Source organism: Halovivax cerinus (assembly GCF_024498195.1).
Classification (GTDB): Archaea; Halobacteriota; Halobacteria; order Halobacteriales; family Natrialbaceae; genus Halovivax; species Halovivax cerinus.
The window spans coordinates 181,473-198,878 of record NZ_CP101824.1 but is presented as its reverse complement, the minus strand read 5'-3'; the positions used below and the strand labels follow the sequence as shown (position 1 = coordinate 198,878).

The following is a 17,406-nucleotide window of genomic DNA, read 5'->3' as shown; positions in this document are numbered from 1 at the left end:
GATCGATTCCTCGGTACGGCTGTATCGGTGCGAGTTACCGTCCGCGCCCGCGTCCAGAGCCGCTCCCTCGCCCTCGACCTCCGTTTCGACCTGGGCCGGTACCCCGGCCCCGACTCCCGTTGCGACCAGGGCCCTTGCCTCTGCCGGGCCAGCTGCCTCGGTGGTCGGTGGTACCTGTCCCCTGCGAGCCGTTCCACGGATCGCAGTCGTCTCTGAACCACCCCTCCCACGGCTCGCAGTCCTCGGCTTCGACGACCTCGAACATCCGCATCATGTCGTGTTCTTCGTGTTCGAGGATGTGACAGTGGAACGGGAATTTTCCGGCGTAGCCGTCGAACGTGACCGCGATGCGGACGGTTTCGCCGGGATCGACCCTGACGATGTCGAGACCGCCGCGTTCGTTCGGTTTCGGTGGGTGTGGTCCCTCGTCGCTGTCGTGGCGCTCCCGGTCGATGACGTCGAACTCGACGAGGTGGAGGTGGATCGGGTGCGTGTGATCGTCGGTGTTCTCTAGCTCCCAGATCTCCGTCGAGCCGAGCGTCGGTTTGTACTCGATCGGGTCGCCCCACCGTTTCCCGTTCAGGGTGTGGATCATCAGTTCCTCGTCGTCCATCCCCATCTGCATGGTGACCTTCCGCGTCGTCTCGGCCTCGCTGGGATCCGTACCGGAGCGCGACGGGAGCGACAGCTCGGAAACCGGTGCGCTCCGATCGCGGCCGGACGCCGTCTCCGTGACGTGGAACTGCATGATCTCGGTTATCTCCGGGTGGTCGGGGTCCATCGGCATGTCCATGCCGCCGTCGTCGTGACCATCGTCACTTTCCGTGTCCGTGCTGTGCCCGCCGTGGTCACCGCCGCCGTGGCCACCTCCGTACGGGAACGCGGCGTCGTTGGTCACGGTGAACGTCTCGCCGGCGTACTCGGAGAAGTCGACGACGATCTCGGCGCGTTCGAACGGCGACAGGACGAGCGACTCCATGTCACCGTCGTGACCGATCTCGACGACCTCCTCCAGGAAGCCGTGGCCGGCTGAAATCTGGTACAGCGAGGGCACGTCGTGTCCGTCGTCGGCGGTGTGGGCGCCCCCATCCTCGTCGTGTCCGTCGTCCGGGTCGCCGGCGACGAGACCGAGGTCGTACGTCCGGCCGTTTGAGGCGTTGACGACGTGGAACCGGTACCGGCGCGGTTCGACCGTCATGCGTGGCCAGGCGGCGCCGTTGACCGTCGCCGTGTCGCCGGCGACGTTCGCCATGAACATGCCAGGGTAGAACAGTTCTCCATCCTCGGTGAACGACCGGTCCGCGAGGACCAGGGGGACGTCGTACTCGTCGTCTGGAAGGTCCAGCCACTTCTCGCGCCAGCTCTCGATTCGATAGTGTCCGACGAGCCCGGCGTAGTTGTTGAGCCGAGAGATCCCGCGTGCGTGGTCGTGATACGTCGACGTCAGCCGATTCTGTCGGTTCGCCAGCCACTGGACGTCGTTCGAGAATCGTGGCCCTTCGACGCCTCCCGGCGAGGTCCACATGTCGGCCTGCCCATCGTTCGCCGGGTCGACCTTGAGGCCGTGGAAGTGCGTCACCGTCCGAACTTCGGGAACGGGGCCGGCGTAATCGTGGTAGTTCTCCGTCGTCGTGCCGTCGATCCGCGTGTCCACGTCGAACAGGTGCTCGTCGGGCATATCGCCGTTGTCGAACTCGACGGCGATGGGCTCCCACCGCTTCGCCGCGATGACCGGGCCGGGGAACTGGCCGTCGAACCCCCAGATAGTCGTCTCCGGCAGGTCCGGATGGAAACGATGGGTGGACTCTTCGACGGTTACCTCGTGGTAGTCGACGCCGAACCGTTTCCCGTCTGGGTCGCGGACCTCCGGGACGGGGAGTTCGTGGACGTATTTGTCCAAATCCGGCGAGGAGTGTTCGCCGTAGGTTGGCCCCTCCATCTCCATCGCGGTCACGTTCGTCGAGACGAGACTCGCCGCCCCGACGGCACCCGTCGCCTGTAGCAGTCGTCGACGCGTCAGGTTCACCACGGCCACCACCCCGGTGTCCTCGCGAGCAGGTGGCCTATCGATTCTCGGACGTACAAATTGCTCCGGACCGTTCCCCCGTGTATCATCACGACGACGTTCTAGTTCAACACTAATTATAACTTTTGGAAATGTACATATTCTCTAAAATTGGCGCCCCAGAGGCGCTGTACGTAATATTTTCCATCTACGATGTATTACTGCTACATCCGATCCATATTTATTTATATTGGATTGGACGAGTGGCGCCCCGTCGCGATCGACGGTCGCAGATATCCAGCGATGCTGGTGGGTCACGAACCGCCACTTCGAGCGGCACTGTCCGCGGTGCCACCGTTGCCCGACAGACGGTCGGAGACCGGGTGTCGGGTCTGCACCCCGCAATTATTTTCCCGGCGCCGGCCGAATCCGGGGTATGAACGTGTTGTTGGGGCTCGGCGGGACCGACGAGTCGATCAGAGCCCTGGAGGCGACGATCGACCGGGCCGCCGACGTCGGTGACGAGCTGGTCGTCGCGATTCTCGATCAGCCAGGTGCGTCACGGACGCCAGCCGAAATGCGCGAGGAGGTGACGATGACGCTGGAGGCGGCGGGGTTCGACGCGGACATTCGCCACCTCGACGGGGATCCCGGTCCGGCACTCGTCGAACTCGCCGAAGGTGAGGGGTTCGATCACGTCGTCATCGGTGGCGGTACGGAGACGCCGATGGGAAAGATCCGACTCGGACCGATCACGGAGTTCGTCCTGCTGAACGCGACGATGCCGGTCACTCTGATTCGATGACTATGGAACCTTCACGACGCTACCCGGACGAGCCCGCCGGTCCGTTCCCGGAGCCGCCGGCGACGATGACGGACCGTGAGGGCCGGGAACTCACCATCGAACGGCTTCCGGCCGAGGAGTCCACCACCGACGCGCTGACGCGAATGTACCGACGGTTTCACCCCGCCGATCGCGCGCAGGGGATCCCACCGACGGGGGAGGCACAGATCCGCACCTGGCTCGAACCGCTCGTCGACCGCGGGGTGAACGTCGCCGTCGTCTCGACCGATGCTGGGGCCGTGTCGGATGATACCTCGGCCGGTTCGGCTGTTTCCAACACGGACGCCGAGACGGGAGCGGTCGGGACAACTGTCGAGACGGGAACAGGCGGAACAGACGTCGAGACGGGAACAGACGGAACAGACGTCGAGACGGGGACGGCCGTGACAGACGCCGAGACGGGGACGGCCGTGACAGACGCCGAGACGGGGACGGCCGGGACAGACGCCGAGACGGGGACGGCCGGGACAGACGCCGAGACGGGGACGGCCGGGACAGACGCCGAGACGGGGACGGGCGAGACTGCGAGAAGCGAAAGCGGTGCCACGGGGACGACCGACGCCGAGTACGTCGGCCACGCCGTTCTAGTTCCCGAGACGGACGATTCGGCGGTGCTCGACGCGCCCGACGCGTACGAGTGGGAACTCGCGATATTCGTCCTACAGGACTACCAGGGAGCCGGCGTGGGAACGGCGCTCCTCTCTCACCTCCTCGGAGAGGCGACGCGGGTCGGCATCGAAACCGTCTGGCTCACGGTCGAGCGCTGGAACGGTGCGGCCATCTCGCTCTACGAGAAGGTGGGCTTCGAGACCGTCGGTACCGAGCGCTTCGACGTGGAGATGGCGATCCGTCTCGACGCCGACTGAGCGGGTATCGCCGTCGCGACACCCAGTCTTTACCTTCGTCCGGCCATCCGCTCGCTTCTGCAGTGTGTGCACCGCGCCGACGAGCGTCCCCATTCAGCTCCGGGACGAAAGTGATTATTTTTCTAATAGAGATATAAGTATCTCTGTGGGAAATATGCGATAAATGGACGTCTCCTTTCAACATACTAACGTTGGTCGGGGGAACGAATCGACATTGCTTCGCTTTACGACGCGCGACGGGAGGCGCGCCTGTGTGCTGGTCGACGCCGGCGACGACGTCGACGTGACCGACGTTCTCGACGACGACGAGTACCTCACGGCGATCTTGTTGACGCACGCGCACATCGACCATTACCGATCTCTCGCACGGAACGTCGTCCACGGTGCGCCCGTCTACGCCACCCCGGCGACGGCGGCTCTCGTCGAACGAGCGCTTCCCGAGGCGACGAAGGACAACGACGTCGGCCCGGTCGACCGAGCGATCGAAGCGCTCACGCCGATCACCGACTGGGTCGACGTCCTCCCCGAGGTGGCCGTACGCCCCGTTCCGGCCGGTCACGCCCCCGGTGCGGCCGGCTTCGTCTGCCGGTTCGCCGACGATCGCACCCAGCTCGGCCCCGACGACAACCACGTCGTGATCACGGGCGACTTCACCCGCCGGGACTGCGCCGGGTTCGGAGGGTTTCCTGGGGCGTTCCCGTTCGCCGTCGACACCCTCATTCTCAACGCACCGACGAACGACGGGTACGAAGCGGCGCTCCAGGATGCCGTGCGAACGGTGCTCGAGCGGGCCTACGGCGGTTCGCACGTCGTCGCCGCCGCGGGATCGCTCGCAGGCCTTCACCTCGCCCGCCTGCTGGAGGCAATCGTCGATCGAATCGACCGTCCCGTGCCGATCACGGCCGTCGGCCAGACCGCCAAACTGTGTGACGCCATCGACTGGGCCCCGTCGACGGTCGACCGACGGGCCGTGTTCGAGCGACCGTCGGACGTCCTGACGCCCGGTGGCATCACGATCTGTGGTCCAGCCGATCCGGTTCGCGGGAGCGCCGCGAGGCTCTTCGACGCCATCGCCGACGATCCCGCGGCCCTCTTCGTGCAACTCACACCGGACGACGCCGGCGTCACCGACGGTCAGCGCTGTACGACGCGGTCGTTCGACTGCTCCAACCACCCGTCGCGCCAGACCGTCGACGGACTCATCGCGCGCCTCGCCCCCAGACAGGTCGTCGTCTCACACGCTGGTCTGCGGACCCTCAAGTCCTACCAGCGAGACCTGGAGGACTGCTTCGTCTGGGGGAGCGCCGATCGAGGCCGCCACAGACTCTACGAGGACGGGTCGTGGGCCGAACCGGCGTGGCTCGGCGACGGTGCCGTCCGGACGATACACCGCAAGCACCGAAGGCGACTCGAGGAGAACCCGCCGTGTGAGGACACGTCTCTCCCCGCTGTCGCACCCGGTCCGGTCGATCCGACGTCGGAAGGGATCGATGTCGATGCTCTCCGCGACCGCTTCGGCGTCGAGATCACGAATCCCTACGCGGAGCGGCGTCAGCCCTCGACGTCCGCGGATGCTGACCCACTGGAGGGTGGTGTGCCGGACGCCGACGCTCCACCGGCGGCCGGCGGGGGAACGGCGACCCGGAGCGACGACGATTCCGACACGATGGTCGTCACCTACGACGACGCCGATGGGTCCGTCGCGGATACCCGTCTGCGGGTCGCAGGTGCTGCCGAACGCGACGCACCTGTAGACGGAGACGCGGTGATCGAGTCATCCTCGACCGACGGACCGTCGTTCTCGGGGGGTTCGTCCGATCCGAGTGACGTCGACCTGACCGACTGGACGGGTGAGCGCCCGGAGCGGTTCGAAGCGGCGGTTCTCGACCGACTCGACGCGATCGAGCGATCGCTCCCGGATCCGGAGCCGGCTCCGGGGGTGGTGGAGTCGGTTCCGGCGGTGGTTCTCGGTGGCGGTGACGACCGACTCCTCAAACCGCTCGGCGACGTCTCGCTCGATCCGGGCGAGCGCGTGTCGATCGAGATACGGCGGGTGTCCCCGCGGGAGGTTGGGTGCGAGACGAGTCGCCAGCAGGACGGTGAGACCGAGAACGAGGTCGCGAACGTCGATCGAGGGGTAGAGGGATCTGAGACCCCCGATGCGTGATTCCCGGGCGGATTCACCCGGCTGCTGGTAGACGACAGTTCACTACACTGATAGGACCGGCTGGCTGGCGTAGCCGAGGACGTACTCGGCGACGGTTTCGAGGACGGTTGCGGGTCCGTCGGTCGATGGCCGTGGAACGACGACGAGATCCGCGTCGATGTCGTCGGCGGTGTCGAGGACGACGCTACCGGGGTGGGTGGTCTTTCGCTCGCGTGAGAAGCCGTGTACCGTCGACGTCGTGATCGATATCGCCCGCTCGTCGGCGTACGATCTGACGTCTGCGAGGTACGTCTGGACGTTCTGGGCGACGTCGTCCTCCGCGACGGCGTCGGCGTCCATCCCGAGGACGACCTCGCGTCCGAGGACGAAGAGGACGTGGACGGTCGCGTCGTAGCGGTCGGCCAGTTCGACGGCGTGTTCGACCGCGTTCGTGGAGGCGTCGCTACCGTCGACGGGGGCGAGGATCGTCTCCACCGAGAGCGCAGCGCTATCGACCATGCAGGTGGGTGTGTCAGGCGGGGGCAAAAAGGTCCCTCTCCGTTCCCGACCGCCGGGGGACGACCGCGTTCGGGTCGGACGGGAGGTCTTATGTGGAGGCGAGGCGAACCGACGACCATGTTCGAGCGGGTGCTCGTCGCGACGGACGGCTCCGAGAGCGTACGGCGGGCGATCGACGTGGGTCTGGACGTCGCGGAGCGATTCGACGCCGACCTCCACGCCGTCACGGTCCTCGATACGAGTGAACTGGACGCCACGCCGGAGGCGTTGCGCGAGGAGTATCGTGCGGCGCTCGAGTCGCAGGCCGAGACGTCCCTCGACTCGTTCGAGCGCCAGATCCCCGACGAACCGGTGTCGACGGCGATTCGGGAGGGGCGACCAGCGGCCGAGATCCGCGCACACGCCGACCAGATCGGCGCGGACCTGATCGTGGCGGGGACTCGCGGCCGCCACGGCGAGCACCGCCAGCTGCTCGGGAGCGTGGCCGAGCACCTCGTCCGCAACTCGTCGGTCCCGGTCCTCACGGTTCGTCAGCTCGCGGCGAAAGAGGACGTCTCCGGGGAGACGGCGACGAGGTAGCCACCCGGACGCCGTCGACCGTCCGGACACGGAGGTGGGTCGACGCCGGCTATGGGGCCAGCGGTTGAGACCGGCGGGTTCTTCCCGTGGCTTCCCGAACCGGGGGTATGGACGACCTGTTCGACACGTCTGATCTCGACCCGGTCCGCCGGAGTCTCCTTCCGGGGGCCGGCTTCTTCCTTCCCGACGAGGTCGAGGCAGACCTGGAGTCAGAACGAATCGAAGCCGCCGTCGCCGACGCCGAGGCGGTCGTCGTGGCGGACCCGGACGCCGACGGCCTCGCGTGCGTCGCACTGATCCGGGACGCGTACGACGACGTGCTGGAGCTCCCCGAACCGGGTGCGAGCGACGACTCCGGGGCGGCAGAAACGCCCGACCCGGACGCCCCCGCCGAGGCCATCGATGCACCTGAGCCTGGTCCGCACGACGTGGTTCTCGTCCCGGCGAGTCCGCACGACGTCGAGGACGCCCTGGGTCGCGTCGCCGGCGCGGCGAAATCCGGTGTCGACCTCTTCGTCTGCGATCTCGCTCCCGATCGGTACGAGTACGTGGACGACGAACTCGACGCCGCGGTGAACGTCGCCGAATCGGTCCGCTGGTACGACCACCACCAGTGGGACGACGCCGTCGCGACGGCCGTTCGCGATGCCGGCGCAGACCTCGTGGTGGGCGATTCGGACGAGGAGTGCAGTGCCGACGTCGTCGCCCGCTCGCTCGACTACGACTTCGACGACCGCCACACCGACCTCGTCGCGGTCACGCGGGACCACGACCTCTGGATCCGCGAGGATCCCCGCAGCGACGACCTCGCGGACTACGCCTACTGGACCGATCCCGGCGAGTACGTCGAGGTCGTCCGTGAGTTCGGCGCCGACCTGCCCGACTGGGTCGTGGCGTACCTCGCCGAACGTCGCGTCGAGAAGGAACGGATGATCGAGTTCGCCATCGACCGCGCCGAGTTCCACGAGGTGGGACCCTACACCGTCGGCGTCACCTACGGCCGCTGCTCACAGAACGAAGTCGCAGAGGGACTTCGCGAGGCCGGCGCCGACGCCGCCGTCGTCGTCAAACCCGCCGGGAGCGCGTCGATCCGCGGGACCGACGCCTTCCAGCGGTGCCACGAGGTCGCCGACCTGGTCAACGGCGGCGGTCACCCGAAGGCCGCCGGCTGCAAGCCCGACATCTACGACGACATGCTCGACTACGCGACTCACTGGACGACCCGCGGCGCAGTCACGAAACGCGTGATCCTCCGAGCCTTCGAGGACGTCGTCGCGGAGCCGGCTTCGGACGGTGACGAGTCGAACGCGGAGTGAGCCGCCTGCGGCGTGCATCCTGCGGTGGAACTGGTATGTGACAGTTAGCCCACCGAACGCCCGGTTCGCCTACCCGTTCCGCGAGAGCGCGTATCGGAGCACCAGTTGCAGCACGTGGACGAAGACGCCGGCGATGGCGACGTACACGCCGATCGCCTGGATCGTCGTCGACGCGGTTCTGTTCTCGCGGACGCGCCAGATCTCCCACCCGAGACGGAGCATGAACCCGAGGAAGACGAGGCCGAAGCCGACGAGCAGGAGTTCCGGGAGGACGAATGTGCCGATCGCGATGGCGCCGATGCCGCCGAGGAACGCGTAGGTGGCGTACGTCCCCCACGAGGCGAACGATTTGGCTCGTCCGTAGACGTACGTGGCGACGAGGGCGGTGAGGATCGCCGTGACGGCCGCCGAAATGGCGAGAATCTCGACGCGCAGGTCGAGCGGGGCGATCGCCAGGACGCCCGCCCCGAAGATCCCGAAGGCGAGGATCAGTATCCCCGTCCCGAGGGCGGCGATACCGAGGTCTCCTCGTTCGACACCCCGCTCGGCGACGTACTCGCCGCCGCCGATCGCGACCCCGTAGACGAGGACGCCGACGATCGGGTACGCGAACAGCTGACGGTTGAGCGCGGCGAGCGGCGTCGTCGCCATGGCGTACATCACGGCGATGGTCACGACGAGCAATCCCGTCGCGCCGCTGATGACACGGACGTCCCGACTCGAGAGGCCGAACCCGTGGCCGGACGACGTGCCGGTTTCGACGGAACTCATTGGTGGGTCTACGGGACGAACGGGCAAAATGGAGGGGTGTGAGGGCGTTCCGAATCGACGTCGATGTCACCCGAAGCATCCTGTATACTGAGTGTATACAAACACCTATGGCGAGCAAGACGATCCGGATCTCGGAGGAGAACTGGGAGCGGTTGCACGATCTCGAACGCTCAGACGAGTCGTTCGACGATCTCGTCACGCGCCTCACGACGCGAGACAAGTAGCGCGGATTCGGCGCGATGTCTGACACCGGTACTGCCGAAGAGATGGACGACGTTCGAACGCAAATCGAGGACGAACTCCGCACCCGCGTTCGAACGGACGAGGCCTAGGAGTGCTGTGTTTCGATACCTCACTTCTCGCTGACTACCTGGACGGATCCGAGACGGCGAAACCGTTCCTCACTGACTGGTCTGAACACCCGTGGGCGGGCCGAACTTCGCCGTGTTCGAATCGTACATGGGTGCGCTGTATGGGCGTCCGGGGGGAACGATCGAAGACGTATTCGAGGCGACCCGATCGTTCGAAGTGCTATCACCGACGCGATCGTTTTGCGAGCGGCCCGGTTACAACGAACGGTGAAAGCAGACGGCGTCGAACTCGGGTTCGTCGACGCCGTGCTCCTCGTTGCGTCGGACGAAGCTGGCGGAACCGTCGCGACGAGTGATGAAACGCTATTACTCGACCCTGTACGGGAGCACGTGGATGTGGTCGCGTACGACCCGACGTGAGAGACGTCACCGACCCACGACTGAAGTCGTGGGCTTCCGCCTCGAATCTACGTGAGAAACGTACCGAGTGCGGATCGTCCGGTCACTCCTCGACGACCCACTTCTCGGAGTACGCTTCTCCGCACGTACACCGCGCGTAGGCGTGGACCACGTCGCCCTCGGCGTAGAGGCCGCCGACGTCCTCGTTCTGCTCCTCGCTGAACGCGAAGACGAACTTCAGGTCGTGGTCGTCCCCGTCGCCCGCTCCCGGGCAGGTGCCGTCGGTCAGGTCGCGGGCGATGTCGCCCTCGGTGCCCATGGCCTCCTTCGCGAAGGCCATCGCGTCCAGGCCGGTCGCCGCCCGGAAGGCGTTGCGACCTTGCTCGCCCTCGACGACGAGGAGCTTGCCGTCGTCGATCCGGTCGCCGTACTCGGCCAGTTTCGTCTCGTCGTCGATCGCGCGGTCGGCGATGTAGATGGCGACGTCGTCAGGGCGGTCGCCAGCCAGGAACGCATCGCGGTCGGTGGACATACGGGCGACTGGGGTGCGAGCGGGGAAAAAGGCCGCGTCATGGACGGCGAGGTATCGCCGTCCGAATTCAGCGATGTGTAGACGTATACTGACGAGGTGGAGGCGTCATCGCTCGATCCTGCTGATTCAATCGTCGCCGATCGACCCACCTTTTCCTCCGGAAGGGGCGACCTCTCCTCTTGCGTCGACGAACTATTTTTCCTCGTCGCATTCCTGCCTTGCTTTCTCCGTTGTTTCTACGTGGATGGGTTGGGCACTTCGTAGTGCGATCGGCAGCCGCTACTCCATGCGCTGAACCTCGATCGGTACTACGTAAGACCCCTCAGACGGAGCCCAACGATTAATACCGTGGTTACCTAAAGTGTATTCATGAACGGTATCGTTTCGGACCCGGAAATCAGCGGTGGTTCTCCTCGCATCGACGGGACGAGGATCACTGTTCTCGACGTGAAGCGTCGCGTAATCGATGCGGAAGAAAACCCACACGTCGTCGCCGGCGAGTATGACATTTCTATGGCGGAACTCTTCCGTGCGTTGACACACTACTACGACCATCGGCGAGAATTCGAGAAGCGTGAACGCGATGCGGACCAGGAACGGACCGAAGGAGAGCGAGCCAGCCGTCGTCTCGTCGAGCACGTCGAACAGTCCGGGCTCGAGAACGGAGAACGAGCGGACTGAGTTCGATGGAGATCATCGCCGATACGAACGTTCCCGAGGAGCATGTTTCGGCACTTCGCGGGGACGGTCATTCGGTCGTGTACAGTCGGTCGATCGAATCGCTCGGCCCGGAAGCCACGGACCAGGCGATTATCGACTACGCGGAAGCGAATCAGGTAGTGATTCTCTCCGGAGATCTGACGGACTTTGGTCGGTGTGAGGCCTCCATACCCGTCTTCGTCGCTCCGCACGAGATGACTGGTGGCGACGTACGTGCGGCGATCGCTCGTATCTCTGCATTGGCGTTCGACCCCGCGCAGACCGATCCGATTTGGCTGTCTTCACTGTAGACGATCGCCAGTAGCTGAGAATTCGACCGTCGACTCGATACGATCCGTGCGCCTGCCGCTCCGTGGGCCGGCACTCATACAGCCTCATCACTCGCCGGATATGTGTGAAGTCACGCGGGTGACCGCGTGCGAATAACCCAGTCGATCCGCGAGCCGCATCGAAACGTCGCGGGCCGTCGTCGCCGACCCCCGTCGGGAGTCAGGCCCGCTCGTCGAGGTCGGTGGTGGCCACCAGGACCTCGAGCGCTTCCATCGGCGTCACGTCGTCGCCCAGCTGGCTCGCGTACCAGGCCATCATGTCGGCGAACACCTCCCGCACGTCGGTCGAGGTGCTGCGGTGGCGAGCCACCGCGCCGTCCGTCTTGAGACTGATGTCGACCCCGTGTGGGGCCGGGTCGGCCGCGAGCGCGTCGGTCGGGTCCGCCCCCGTCTCGCTAGACGGGTCTGTGACCGAGGCGCCCGCGGTCTCGGAGGCCGGTGCGTCCGCCGGTTCGGACTCCGGGGTCCCCGCCGGTTCGGGGCCTGACCCGAGCGTCGGGCCGTCGGCGTCGGTGATCGGATTCGGTGACGCCGACGACCCGTCTCTCGGATCGCGGGACGACCCGTCGACGTCGGACAGTCGCACCTCCTCGGCCGGCCCGAGACGAGGTGACGATCCGTCCGCCGATGGTCCGCCATCGGTGTCGTCCGGGCGGACGACGAAGCGGTTGTCCTCGATGCGGTCGACGTGCTCCGGGTCGAGGACGAGGTCCTCGGGGTCGAGCACGCCGTCGTCGGATCGATCCGGGGTCATTTGAGGTGATCGGAGTTGGTTAGCGAGCGATTCGGTTAGACTTCCACGACCTGCTTGTTGCCGAAGGTCGAGGGCACGCTGATGCCGTACGTGTACTGCGCGCCAGACTGGTCGTTCAGCGAGACGGTGGCACTCTGACCCCCATCTAGACCCGATCCGCCGAGGACCGTCGCGAGGTCGGACGCGGCCTCCTTCTTGTTCGTGAGGGCGCTGTCCGATTCGTTGTTCGTCGCGTAGCTCGTATCGGCTTCGATCGCACCGACGTAGAGCGTGATACGGACGCGGTCCTGGGTGCTGATCAGTTCGTCGTTGGCGTTGTCACCGGCGACGGCCGTCGTCGCGAACGTTTCGTGCGTCGCGGACGTGTTGATGTACGCGATCGAGTCTTGCGTACTTTCGTTGTACTCGTCGTCCGTGAGTTCGACGTCAGGGTGCAGTTCGGCGGTCCCGTTCGCAGTCGAATTGATGCTGTAGTCCCCATTGTCGCCGCCGTACGTGAGCGTCTGATCGGCCTGGGAACTCGTGTACTGGATCGTCATCGAGCTGAGATCGATGGAGTTCGATCCCGCGGACTTCATGACGGTGAGGTGGACCATGTCGACCACGTCGTCCTGACCGAAGTCGATCGCGGTCGCAGTATCCCAATTGTCGTTCGTGTCGTTTATATATCCGATATCCTCGCCGTGCGTCTCGTTGATCAACCCACTCGCGTGGACGACCTCGATCTGGTTGGCGACGGCCTCCTGCGTTTCCGACCCGGTGTCGGACGCTTGCGTCTGCAGCACTCCTGCCGTGTTGATGAGCACGCCGGCGGCGATCGCCGCGACGAGCACCATCGCGATGAACACGATCAGGGTACCGATACCGACCTGACCGCGTCTCTCTTCGTCGGTGAGTAGCTCGAACATCGATTAGACCTCCACGACCTGCTTGTTGCCGAAGGTCGACGGCACGCTGATGCCGTAGGTGAACTGCGCACCGGACTGGTCGTTCAGCGAGATGGTGGCGCTGTCGCCGCCCTCGAGGCCTACGCTACTCAGTTCGGCAGTCAGGCTCTGTGCCGCGTTCTTCTTGTTCGCTAATTTGTCCGCGCCGTCGTTCTTGACGACGTAGGACGAATCGGCTTCGATGGCGCCGACGTAGAGCGTAATGCGAACGCGGTCTTCGGTGTTGATCAGCTCGTCGTTCGCGTTGTTACCGGCAACGGCGGTCGTCGCGAACGTTTCGGAGGTCGCTGATGTGTTGATGTAGGCGATAGCCTCGGCGGTCGACGAATTGTAGTCGTCCGCGGTGAGGTCGTACGCGTCAGCGACTCCCTCTACATTCTCACTGAACACGACCGATTCGTTCGTAGAGTTCAGCGAGTACTCGCCGTTGTCACCGCCGTAGGTGAGCGTCTTGTCCGTCTGTCCGCTCGTGTACTGGATCGTCATCGAGCTGAGGTCGATGGCGTTGGCACCGGCGGACTTCATCACGGTCATGTGAACCATGTCGACGACGTCGTCGCCGTTGTGGTCGACCGTGCCGTTGGTCTCCCAGTTCCCTGAGTCTGAGGCGTTTTTGAGACCGACATCTGTGTCGTGCGTCTCGTTGATCAACCCACTCGCGTGGACGACCTCGACCTGGTTGGCGACGGCCTCTTGCGTTTCCGACCCGGTGTCGGATGCTTGCGTCTGCAGTACTCCTGCCGTGTTGATGAGCACGCCGGCGGCGATCGCCGCGACGAGCACCATCGCGATGAACACGATCAGGGTACCGATGCCGACCTGACCGCGTCTGTCTTCGTCTGTAAGTATTTCGAACATTATGTGTACACCCTGCATGCGTGACGCATCCGATTGGGATCGGCCGACCGGCCGCTGCCGGTCCGACCGATACCGGGTCCGCTCGTGCGGTCGGTCCGCATCGACGGGTGGTCCCCGTCGCGCCCGCGAGGACTCTCCTCGACGGTCGTGGTGCCCACTCTCGGCGTGGAAACCTCGATGGTCGTAGCGAGACCGCTCGCGGGAGTGGCGACGGGGCGTCCTGTGCCCCGTCGATCGCCGGCGGCGAATGCGTCGTGTGGCATCACAGTATCTGGGGATGTACCCCGAAGAAGACATTCACTAGTTCATCTATTAACCTCCGTATCCCCTCACACGGCGTATCGAGACTCGACTCACCGCTCGATACACGGGCCGAATCGGGACCCGACTCTTCGCGTAGTGCTTTAGGGATATCGTCGGTATGGAGGGGTAGATGAGTCCGTCTCGCGCGACAGGGAGGCCGTCGCCCCGGCTCGACGCACGCCTGTTCCGTCCGAGGACACGCCAATGGACCTGACGCTCTCGAATCTCCGCGAGCTCTTTCAGAATCTGCTCGGGAACACGGGTGGCCGTCGCGGCCGCGAGCGTGAGCAGGTGCGGAAGAATCGGGCCCAGCAGCAGGAGGCGTTCGGCGACGATCCGGCCGGCCAGGGGTTCCCCGGCGATCCGGGGGCGCAGGTTGGCGGGCAGGGGACTGGGCAGATGCAGGCCGGCCAGCAGGGTCCACAGGGCGGCCAGCAACAGGGCCCCGGACAGGGAACGGGCCAACCGGGCGCGGAAGCGGTGACCCAGTCGGCCGACGCCGGTGCCGGCGCCCAGCAGGGGGACGCGGCCGGGGGGGCCGGTGAGACCGGCGGGCAGGCGACCGCGTCGATCGATCGTGACAGGCCCGACGCCGACGAACTCGACGACGACGAGGTCGTCGACGACCTCTACCACCGCATCGAGACGCTCGAAGAGGAACTCGAACGAAACGGCAATCGACTCGGGTCGATACGCGACGCCCAGGAGAGCGTCTCCGACGACATCGAGGAGGTAAACGACACGGTCAGGCGGCTCCTGGGCGTGTACGACCGACTCACCGAGCAGGTGAACCCGTTCACGGGCGCGGGCGAAGAAGCCGAAGGGTTCGGTGTCTTCGGTGAAAATCACGAAGAGGGCGAGGGGTTCGGTCTCGACCGGCAAACGACGACGGCCGGCGACGCGTCGGTCTCGTTCGAAGACCTGCGTGAGGCGGTCGACGCGGCCAACGGGGGCGGCGAACCCCGCCGGATCCCGTTCGAAGACGAACTCGACGACGACTCCGACGAGGAGGCGGACGGTTTCGACGATCCACCGACGTCGGACGACGACACGTCGGATTCGGCCGTCGAGGTGCAGGCGACCGAGGCCGTCGACGAGGAGACACCGGACTCTTCCGGGGACGGCGCGGACGGGGAGTCGGACGCGGACGTCACGCTCTCGTCGCTCGCGGACACGTACGCGGCGGACATCCTCGTCTTCGAGTGGCTCACGGAGATGGTCCGGACCGGCGGTCCCTCGGCCACGCTGCGGGCCATCTCGTACTACCACGAGATCGGCTGGATCGACGACGAGGTGCGGGCCCACCTGGAGGCCGTCCTCAGCGGTCCGGATCTCGACATCCACGTCGACCCCGAACGCACGCCAGAAGAGCTGACCGCCGAGGACCACGCGGACAGCTACGAGTACATCATGAAACTGCAGGAGGTCCACGAGGTCAGCGCGGAGGTGAACCCGTGATGGTCTCCACAGCGCTCCTATCGGCGGAGGCGGGCGGCACCGCTCGTGGGACTCGTCGTCTGCCATCGACGTGGAGGGCACCCCGCAGGTCGACGCACGAGGTGGTCGCTCGTGGGATTTAGCTCGAGCGGTGCCGTCGTGATCCTCTTTCTGGGGTTTCTGATATCCGTGGGAATGGTGTTTCCGGTCATCGAGTCGTCCTACGAACGGCAGACAGATGCGATGGAGTCGCGCGACGATCGGGCGCTCGAGGTCAGAAATACCGCGATCGCCGTGACAAGTACCTACGACTCCGGCACCAGCACGCTCACGGTGAACGTCACGAACACCGGCTCGACCACGCTCTCTGTGGAGGAGGTCGACCTGCTGGTCGACGGCGAGCTCGTCACCGGGTGGACCCAGGGCGATCGGCTGGTCGAGGGTGACGACGCGCGGACGATCGTCCAGCCGGGCGAAACCCTCGAACTGATCGTCGACCGCGCTACGGCGCCGGACCGGATCAAGGTGGTCACCGGAAACGGCGTGTCCGAGACGGTCACGGAGGTGGGCTGATGGCGGGTGAGTCCATCTCGACGCTCATCCTGTTCATCGCCGCCATGCTCGTCGCGGCGGGCGTGGCGGGGACGCTCGTCACCAGCGTGGGCGAGCTGAGCGGCTCGATCGACACGTTCAGCGGCGACGTGAGCGACGATATCGACACCGACGTGGCGATCATCAGCGACCCGGGAAGCGGGGCCGTCGTCGGTACCGACAACGAGACTTTGACGTTGTTGGTGAAGAACACCGGCGAGCGGACCCTCTCGACCGAGGGAACCGAACTCGACTTCCTGGTCGATGGCCGGTACGTCCCGAACGAGAACCTCTCGGTGACCGTTGTCGACGCCGAGTACTGGCGAACGGGCGACGTGGCCCGCGTGGAACTCACCCTCCCGGAACCGCTGTCCGAGGGCGAACACCGCGTCATGCTGTCCGTCCGCGGCGCGGAGACGGTCTTTCGGTTCTACTACGGAGGTGCCTAGGATGGTCGATCACTACCCGCTCGGACTCACGGACAGGGATCGCGTCGAGAACGCGTTCGGCGGCGGCATCCCGCAAGGATCGATCGCGCTCGTCGAGGGACAGGACGGCGCCGGCAAGAGCGCACTCTCCCAGCGCTTCTCCTACGGAATGGCCGAAGAGGGCGTCTACGTGACGTACATTTCGACGGAACTGGCCTCCTGGGAGTTCGTCCAGCAGATGCACTCGCTGTCGTACGACGTCGTCGACCACCTGCTCGGCGAACAGCTCCTGTTCCTCCACGCGGACGTCGACACGCACAACGAGGGGCCCCAGCGCGAGTTACTCACGCGCTTTACGGAGGCGAAGACGCTGTGGAAGGCCGACGTCGTCTTCGTCGACAGCCTCTCGGCGCTACTCCGTAACGACCCCCGCTACGAGTCGGTCGCCGGGACGGGCGACGAGGATCACGTCCTCCAGCGGCTGGTCTCGTTCCTCCGGGCTGTGACCGAGCAGGACAAGACGGTGATCTTCACCGTCGATCCGACGAGCGTGGGCGACGACGCGCTCAGGCCGCTGCGAAACGTCGCGGACATCTACTTCCAGCTGGAGACGACGGAGGCGGGCCAGGAGATCAGACGCAGCGTCCGCGTGCGTCGCTTTCAGAACATGAAACAACCGGTCGACGACTCGATCGGCTACTCGGTCCAGCAGGGCCGTGGCCTCTCGATCGTCAGCAGGACGGTGGCCTGA

Annotated in this window: 19 protein-coding genes and 1 pseudogene; 13 read left to right on the top strand and 7 right to left on the bottom strand. The window is 65.5% G+C overall.

Annotated features, from left to right (window positions below):
• Nucleotides 1–34: 34 nt before the first annotated feature.
• Nucleotides 35–2,029: a multicopper oxidase family protein gene (locus tag NO366_RS01055; RefSeq protein WP_256532469.1), complete on the bottom strand. Its 1,995-nt coding sequence runs from the start codon at nt 2,027–2,029 to the stop codon at nt 35–37.
• Nucleotides 2,030–2,441: 412 nt separating this feature from the next.
• On the opposite strand from NO366_RS01055, the gene NO366_RS01050 reads away from it, so the two are divergent.
• From NO366_RS01050 to NO366_RS01040, 3 genes and pseudogenes are all read left to right on the top strand, one after another.
• Nucleotides 2,442–2,810, top strand: a complete 369-nt coding sequence (locus NO366_RS01050) for a universal stress protein (protein ID WP_256532468.1) — start codon at nt 2,442–2,444, stop codon at nt 2,808–2,810.
• Between the two features lie 602 nt (nt 2,811–3,412).
• Nucleotides 3,413–3,715 (top strand): annotated as a pseudogene (locus tag NO366_RS01045) (GNAT family N-acetyltransferase); the annotation flags it as partial.
• Nucleotides 3,716–3,878: 163 nt separating this feature from the next.
• On the top strand, nt 3,879–5,882 hold the full coding sequence (locus NO366_RS01040; RefSeq protein WP_256532467.1) for an MBL fold metallo-hydrolase: 2,004 nt from the start codon (nt 3,879–3,881) through the stop codon (nt 5,880–5,882).
• A gap of 42 nt (nt 5,883–5,924) precedes the next feature.
• Here NO366_RS01040 and NO366_RS01035 read toward each other — a convergent pair whose 3' ends face one another.
• Complete coding sequence (locus NO366_RS01035) at nt 5,925–6,380, bottom strand: universal stress protein (RefSeq protein WP_256532466.1); 456 nt, start codon at nt 6,378–6,380, stop codon at nt 5,925–5,927.
• Nucleotides 6,381–6,497: 117 nt separating this feature from the next.
• On the opposite strand from NO366_RS01035, the gene NO366_RS01030 reads away from it, so the two are divergent.
• Both NO366_RS01030 and NO366_RS01025 read left to right on the top strand, forming a co-directional pair.
• Nucleotides 6,498–6,959, top strand: coding sequence for a universal stress protein (locus tag NO366_RS01030; protein ID WP_256532465.1), 462 nt, complete (start codon nt 6,498–6,500; stop codon nt 6,957–6,959).
• Between the two features lie 107 nt (nt 6,960–7,066).
• Entirely contained in the window at nt 7,067–8,275 is a 1,209-nt protein-coding gene (locus tag NO366_RS01025; protein ID WP_256532464.1) for a DHH family phosphoesterase, read from the top strand.
• Between the two features lie 69 nt (nt 8,276–8,344).
• Here the strand turns inward: NO366_RS01025 and NO366_RS01020 are convergent, their stop codons facing one another.
• A complete protein-coding gene (locus tag NO366_RS01020) occupies nt 8,345–9,046 on the bottom strand; it encodes a hypothetical protein (protein WP_256532463.1) in 702 nt (233 codons plus the stop codon).
• Between the two features lie 107 nt (nt 9,047–9,153).
• Between NO366_RS01020 and NO366_RS01015 the strand changes: the two genes are divergently transcribed.
• Together NO366_RS01015 and NO366_RS01010 are read left to right on the top strand one after the other, a co-directional pair.
• The gene (locus NO366_RS01015) at nt 9,154–9,270 is read left to right on the top strand and encodes a DUF7557 family protein (protein ID WP_256532462.1); all 117 of its coding nucleotides are present in this window, start codon (nt 9,154–9,156) and stop codon (nt 9,268–9,270) included.
• 354 nt (nt 9,271–9,624) lie between these two features.
• A complete protein-coding gene (locus tag NO366_RS01010) occupies nt 9,625–9,777 on the top strand; it encodes a hypothetical protein (protein ID WP_256532461.1) in 153 nt (50 codons plus the stop codon).
• 82 nt (nt 9,778–9,859) lie between these two features.
• On the opposite strand, the gene NO366_RS01005 is transcribed toward NO366_RS01010, so the two are convergent.
• Nucleotides 9,860–10,288 carry a DUF5807 family protein gene (locus tag NO366_RS01005; protein WP_256532460.1) on the bottom strand — a complete coding sequence of 143 codons (429 nt, stop codon included), beginning with the start codon at nt 10,286–10,288 and terminating at the stop codon, nt 9,860–9,862.
• A gap of 369 nt (nt 10,289–10,657) precedes the next feature.
• On the opposite strand from NO366_RS01005, the gene NO366_RS01000 reads away from it, so the two are divergent.
• Nucleotides 10,658–10,969: a DUF433 domain-containing protein gene (locus NO366_RS01000; protein ID WP_256532459.1), complete on the top strand. Its 312-nt coding sequence runs from the start codon at nt 10,658–10,660 to the stop codon at nt 10,967–10,969.
• A 5-nt stretch (nt 10,970–10,974) separates the two neighbouring features.
• Nucleotides 10,975–11,298 (top strand): DUF5615 family PIN-like protein, encoded by a 324-nt coding sequence (locus NO366_RS00995; RefSeq protein WP_256532458.1) that lies wholly within the window; start codon nt 10,975–10,977, stop codon nt 11,296–11,298.
• A 199-nt stretch (nt 11,299–11,497) separates the two neighbouring features.
• Here NO366_RS00995 and NO366_RS00990 read toward each other — a convergent pair whose 3' ends face one another.
• The 3 genes from NO366_RS00990 to NO366_RS00980 are packed head-to-tail and all read right to left on the bottom strand — an operon-like array spanning nt 11,498 to nt 13,896.
• On the bottom strand, nt 11,498–12,091 hold the full coding sequence (locus NO366_RS00990) for a DUF7500 family protein (RefSeq protein ID WP_256532457.1): 594 nt from the start codon (nt 12,089–12,091) through the stop codon (nt 11,498–11,500).
• A 35-nt stretch (nt 12,092–12,126) separates the two neighbouring features.
• Entirely contained in the window at nt 12,127–12,999 is an 873-nt protein-coding gene (locus NO366_RS00985) for an archaellin/type IV pilin N-terminal domain-containing protein (protein ID WP_256532456.1), read from the bottom strand.
• Nucleotides 13,000–13,002: 3 nt separating this feature from the next.
• Nucleotides 13,003–13,896, bottom strand: coding sequence for an archaellin/type IV pilin N-terminal domain-containing protein (locus NO366_RS00980; RefSeq protein ID WP_256532455.1), 894 nt, complete (start codon nt 13,894–13,896; stop codon nt 13,003–13,005).
• Between the two features lie 507 nt (nt 13,897–14,403).
• Between NO366_RS00980 and NO366_RS00975 the strand changes: the two genes are divergently transcribed.
• The 4 genes from NO366_RS00975 (at nt 14,404) to arlH (ending at nt 17,406) form a co-directional block, all read left to right on the top strand.
• The gene (locus NO366_RS00975) at nt 14,404–15,657 is read left to right on the top strand and encodes a FlaD/FlaE family flagellar protein (protein WP_256532454.1); all 1,254 of its coding nucleotides are present in this window, start codon (nt 14,404–14,406) and stop codon (nt 15,655–15,657) included.
• Nucleotides 15,658–15,768: 111 nt separating this feature from the next.
• Nucleotides 15,769–16,209 (top strand): archaellum stator protein ArlF, encoded by a 441-nt coding sequence (gene arlF, locus NO366_RS00970; RefSeq protein WP_256532453.1) that lies wholly within the window; start codon nt 15,769–15,771, stop codon nt 16,207–16,209.
• Nucleotides 16,209–16,676 (top strand): archaellum stator protein ArlG, encoded by a 468-nt coding sequence (arlG, locus tag NO366_RS00965; RefSeq protein ID WP_256532452.1) that lies wholly within the window; start codon nt 16,209–16,211, stop codon nt 16,674–16,676. Before arlF ends, arlG begins: the two co-directional genes overlap by 1 nt.
• Nucleotide 16,677: 1 nt before the next feature.
• A complete protein-coding gene (gene arlH / locus NO366_RS00960; protein WP_256532451.1) occupies nt 16,678–17,406 on the top strand; it encodes an archaellum protein ArlH in 729 nt (242 codons plus the stop codon).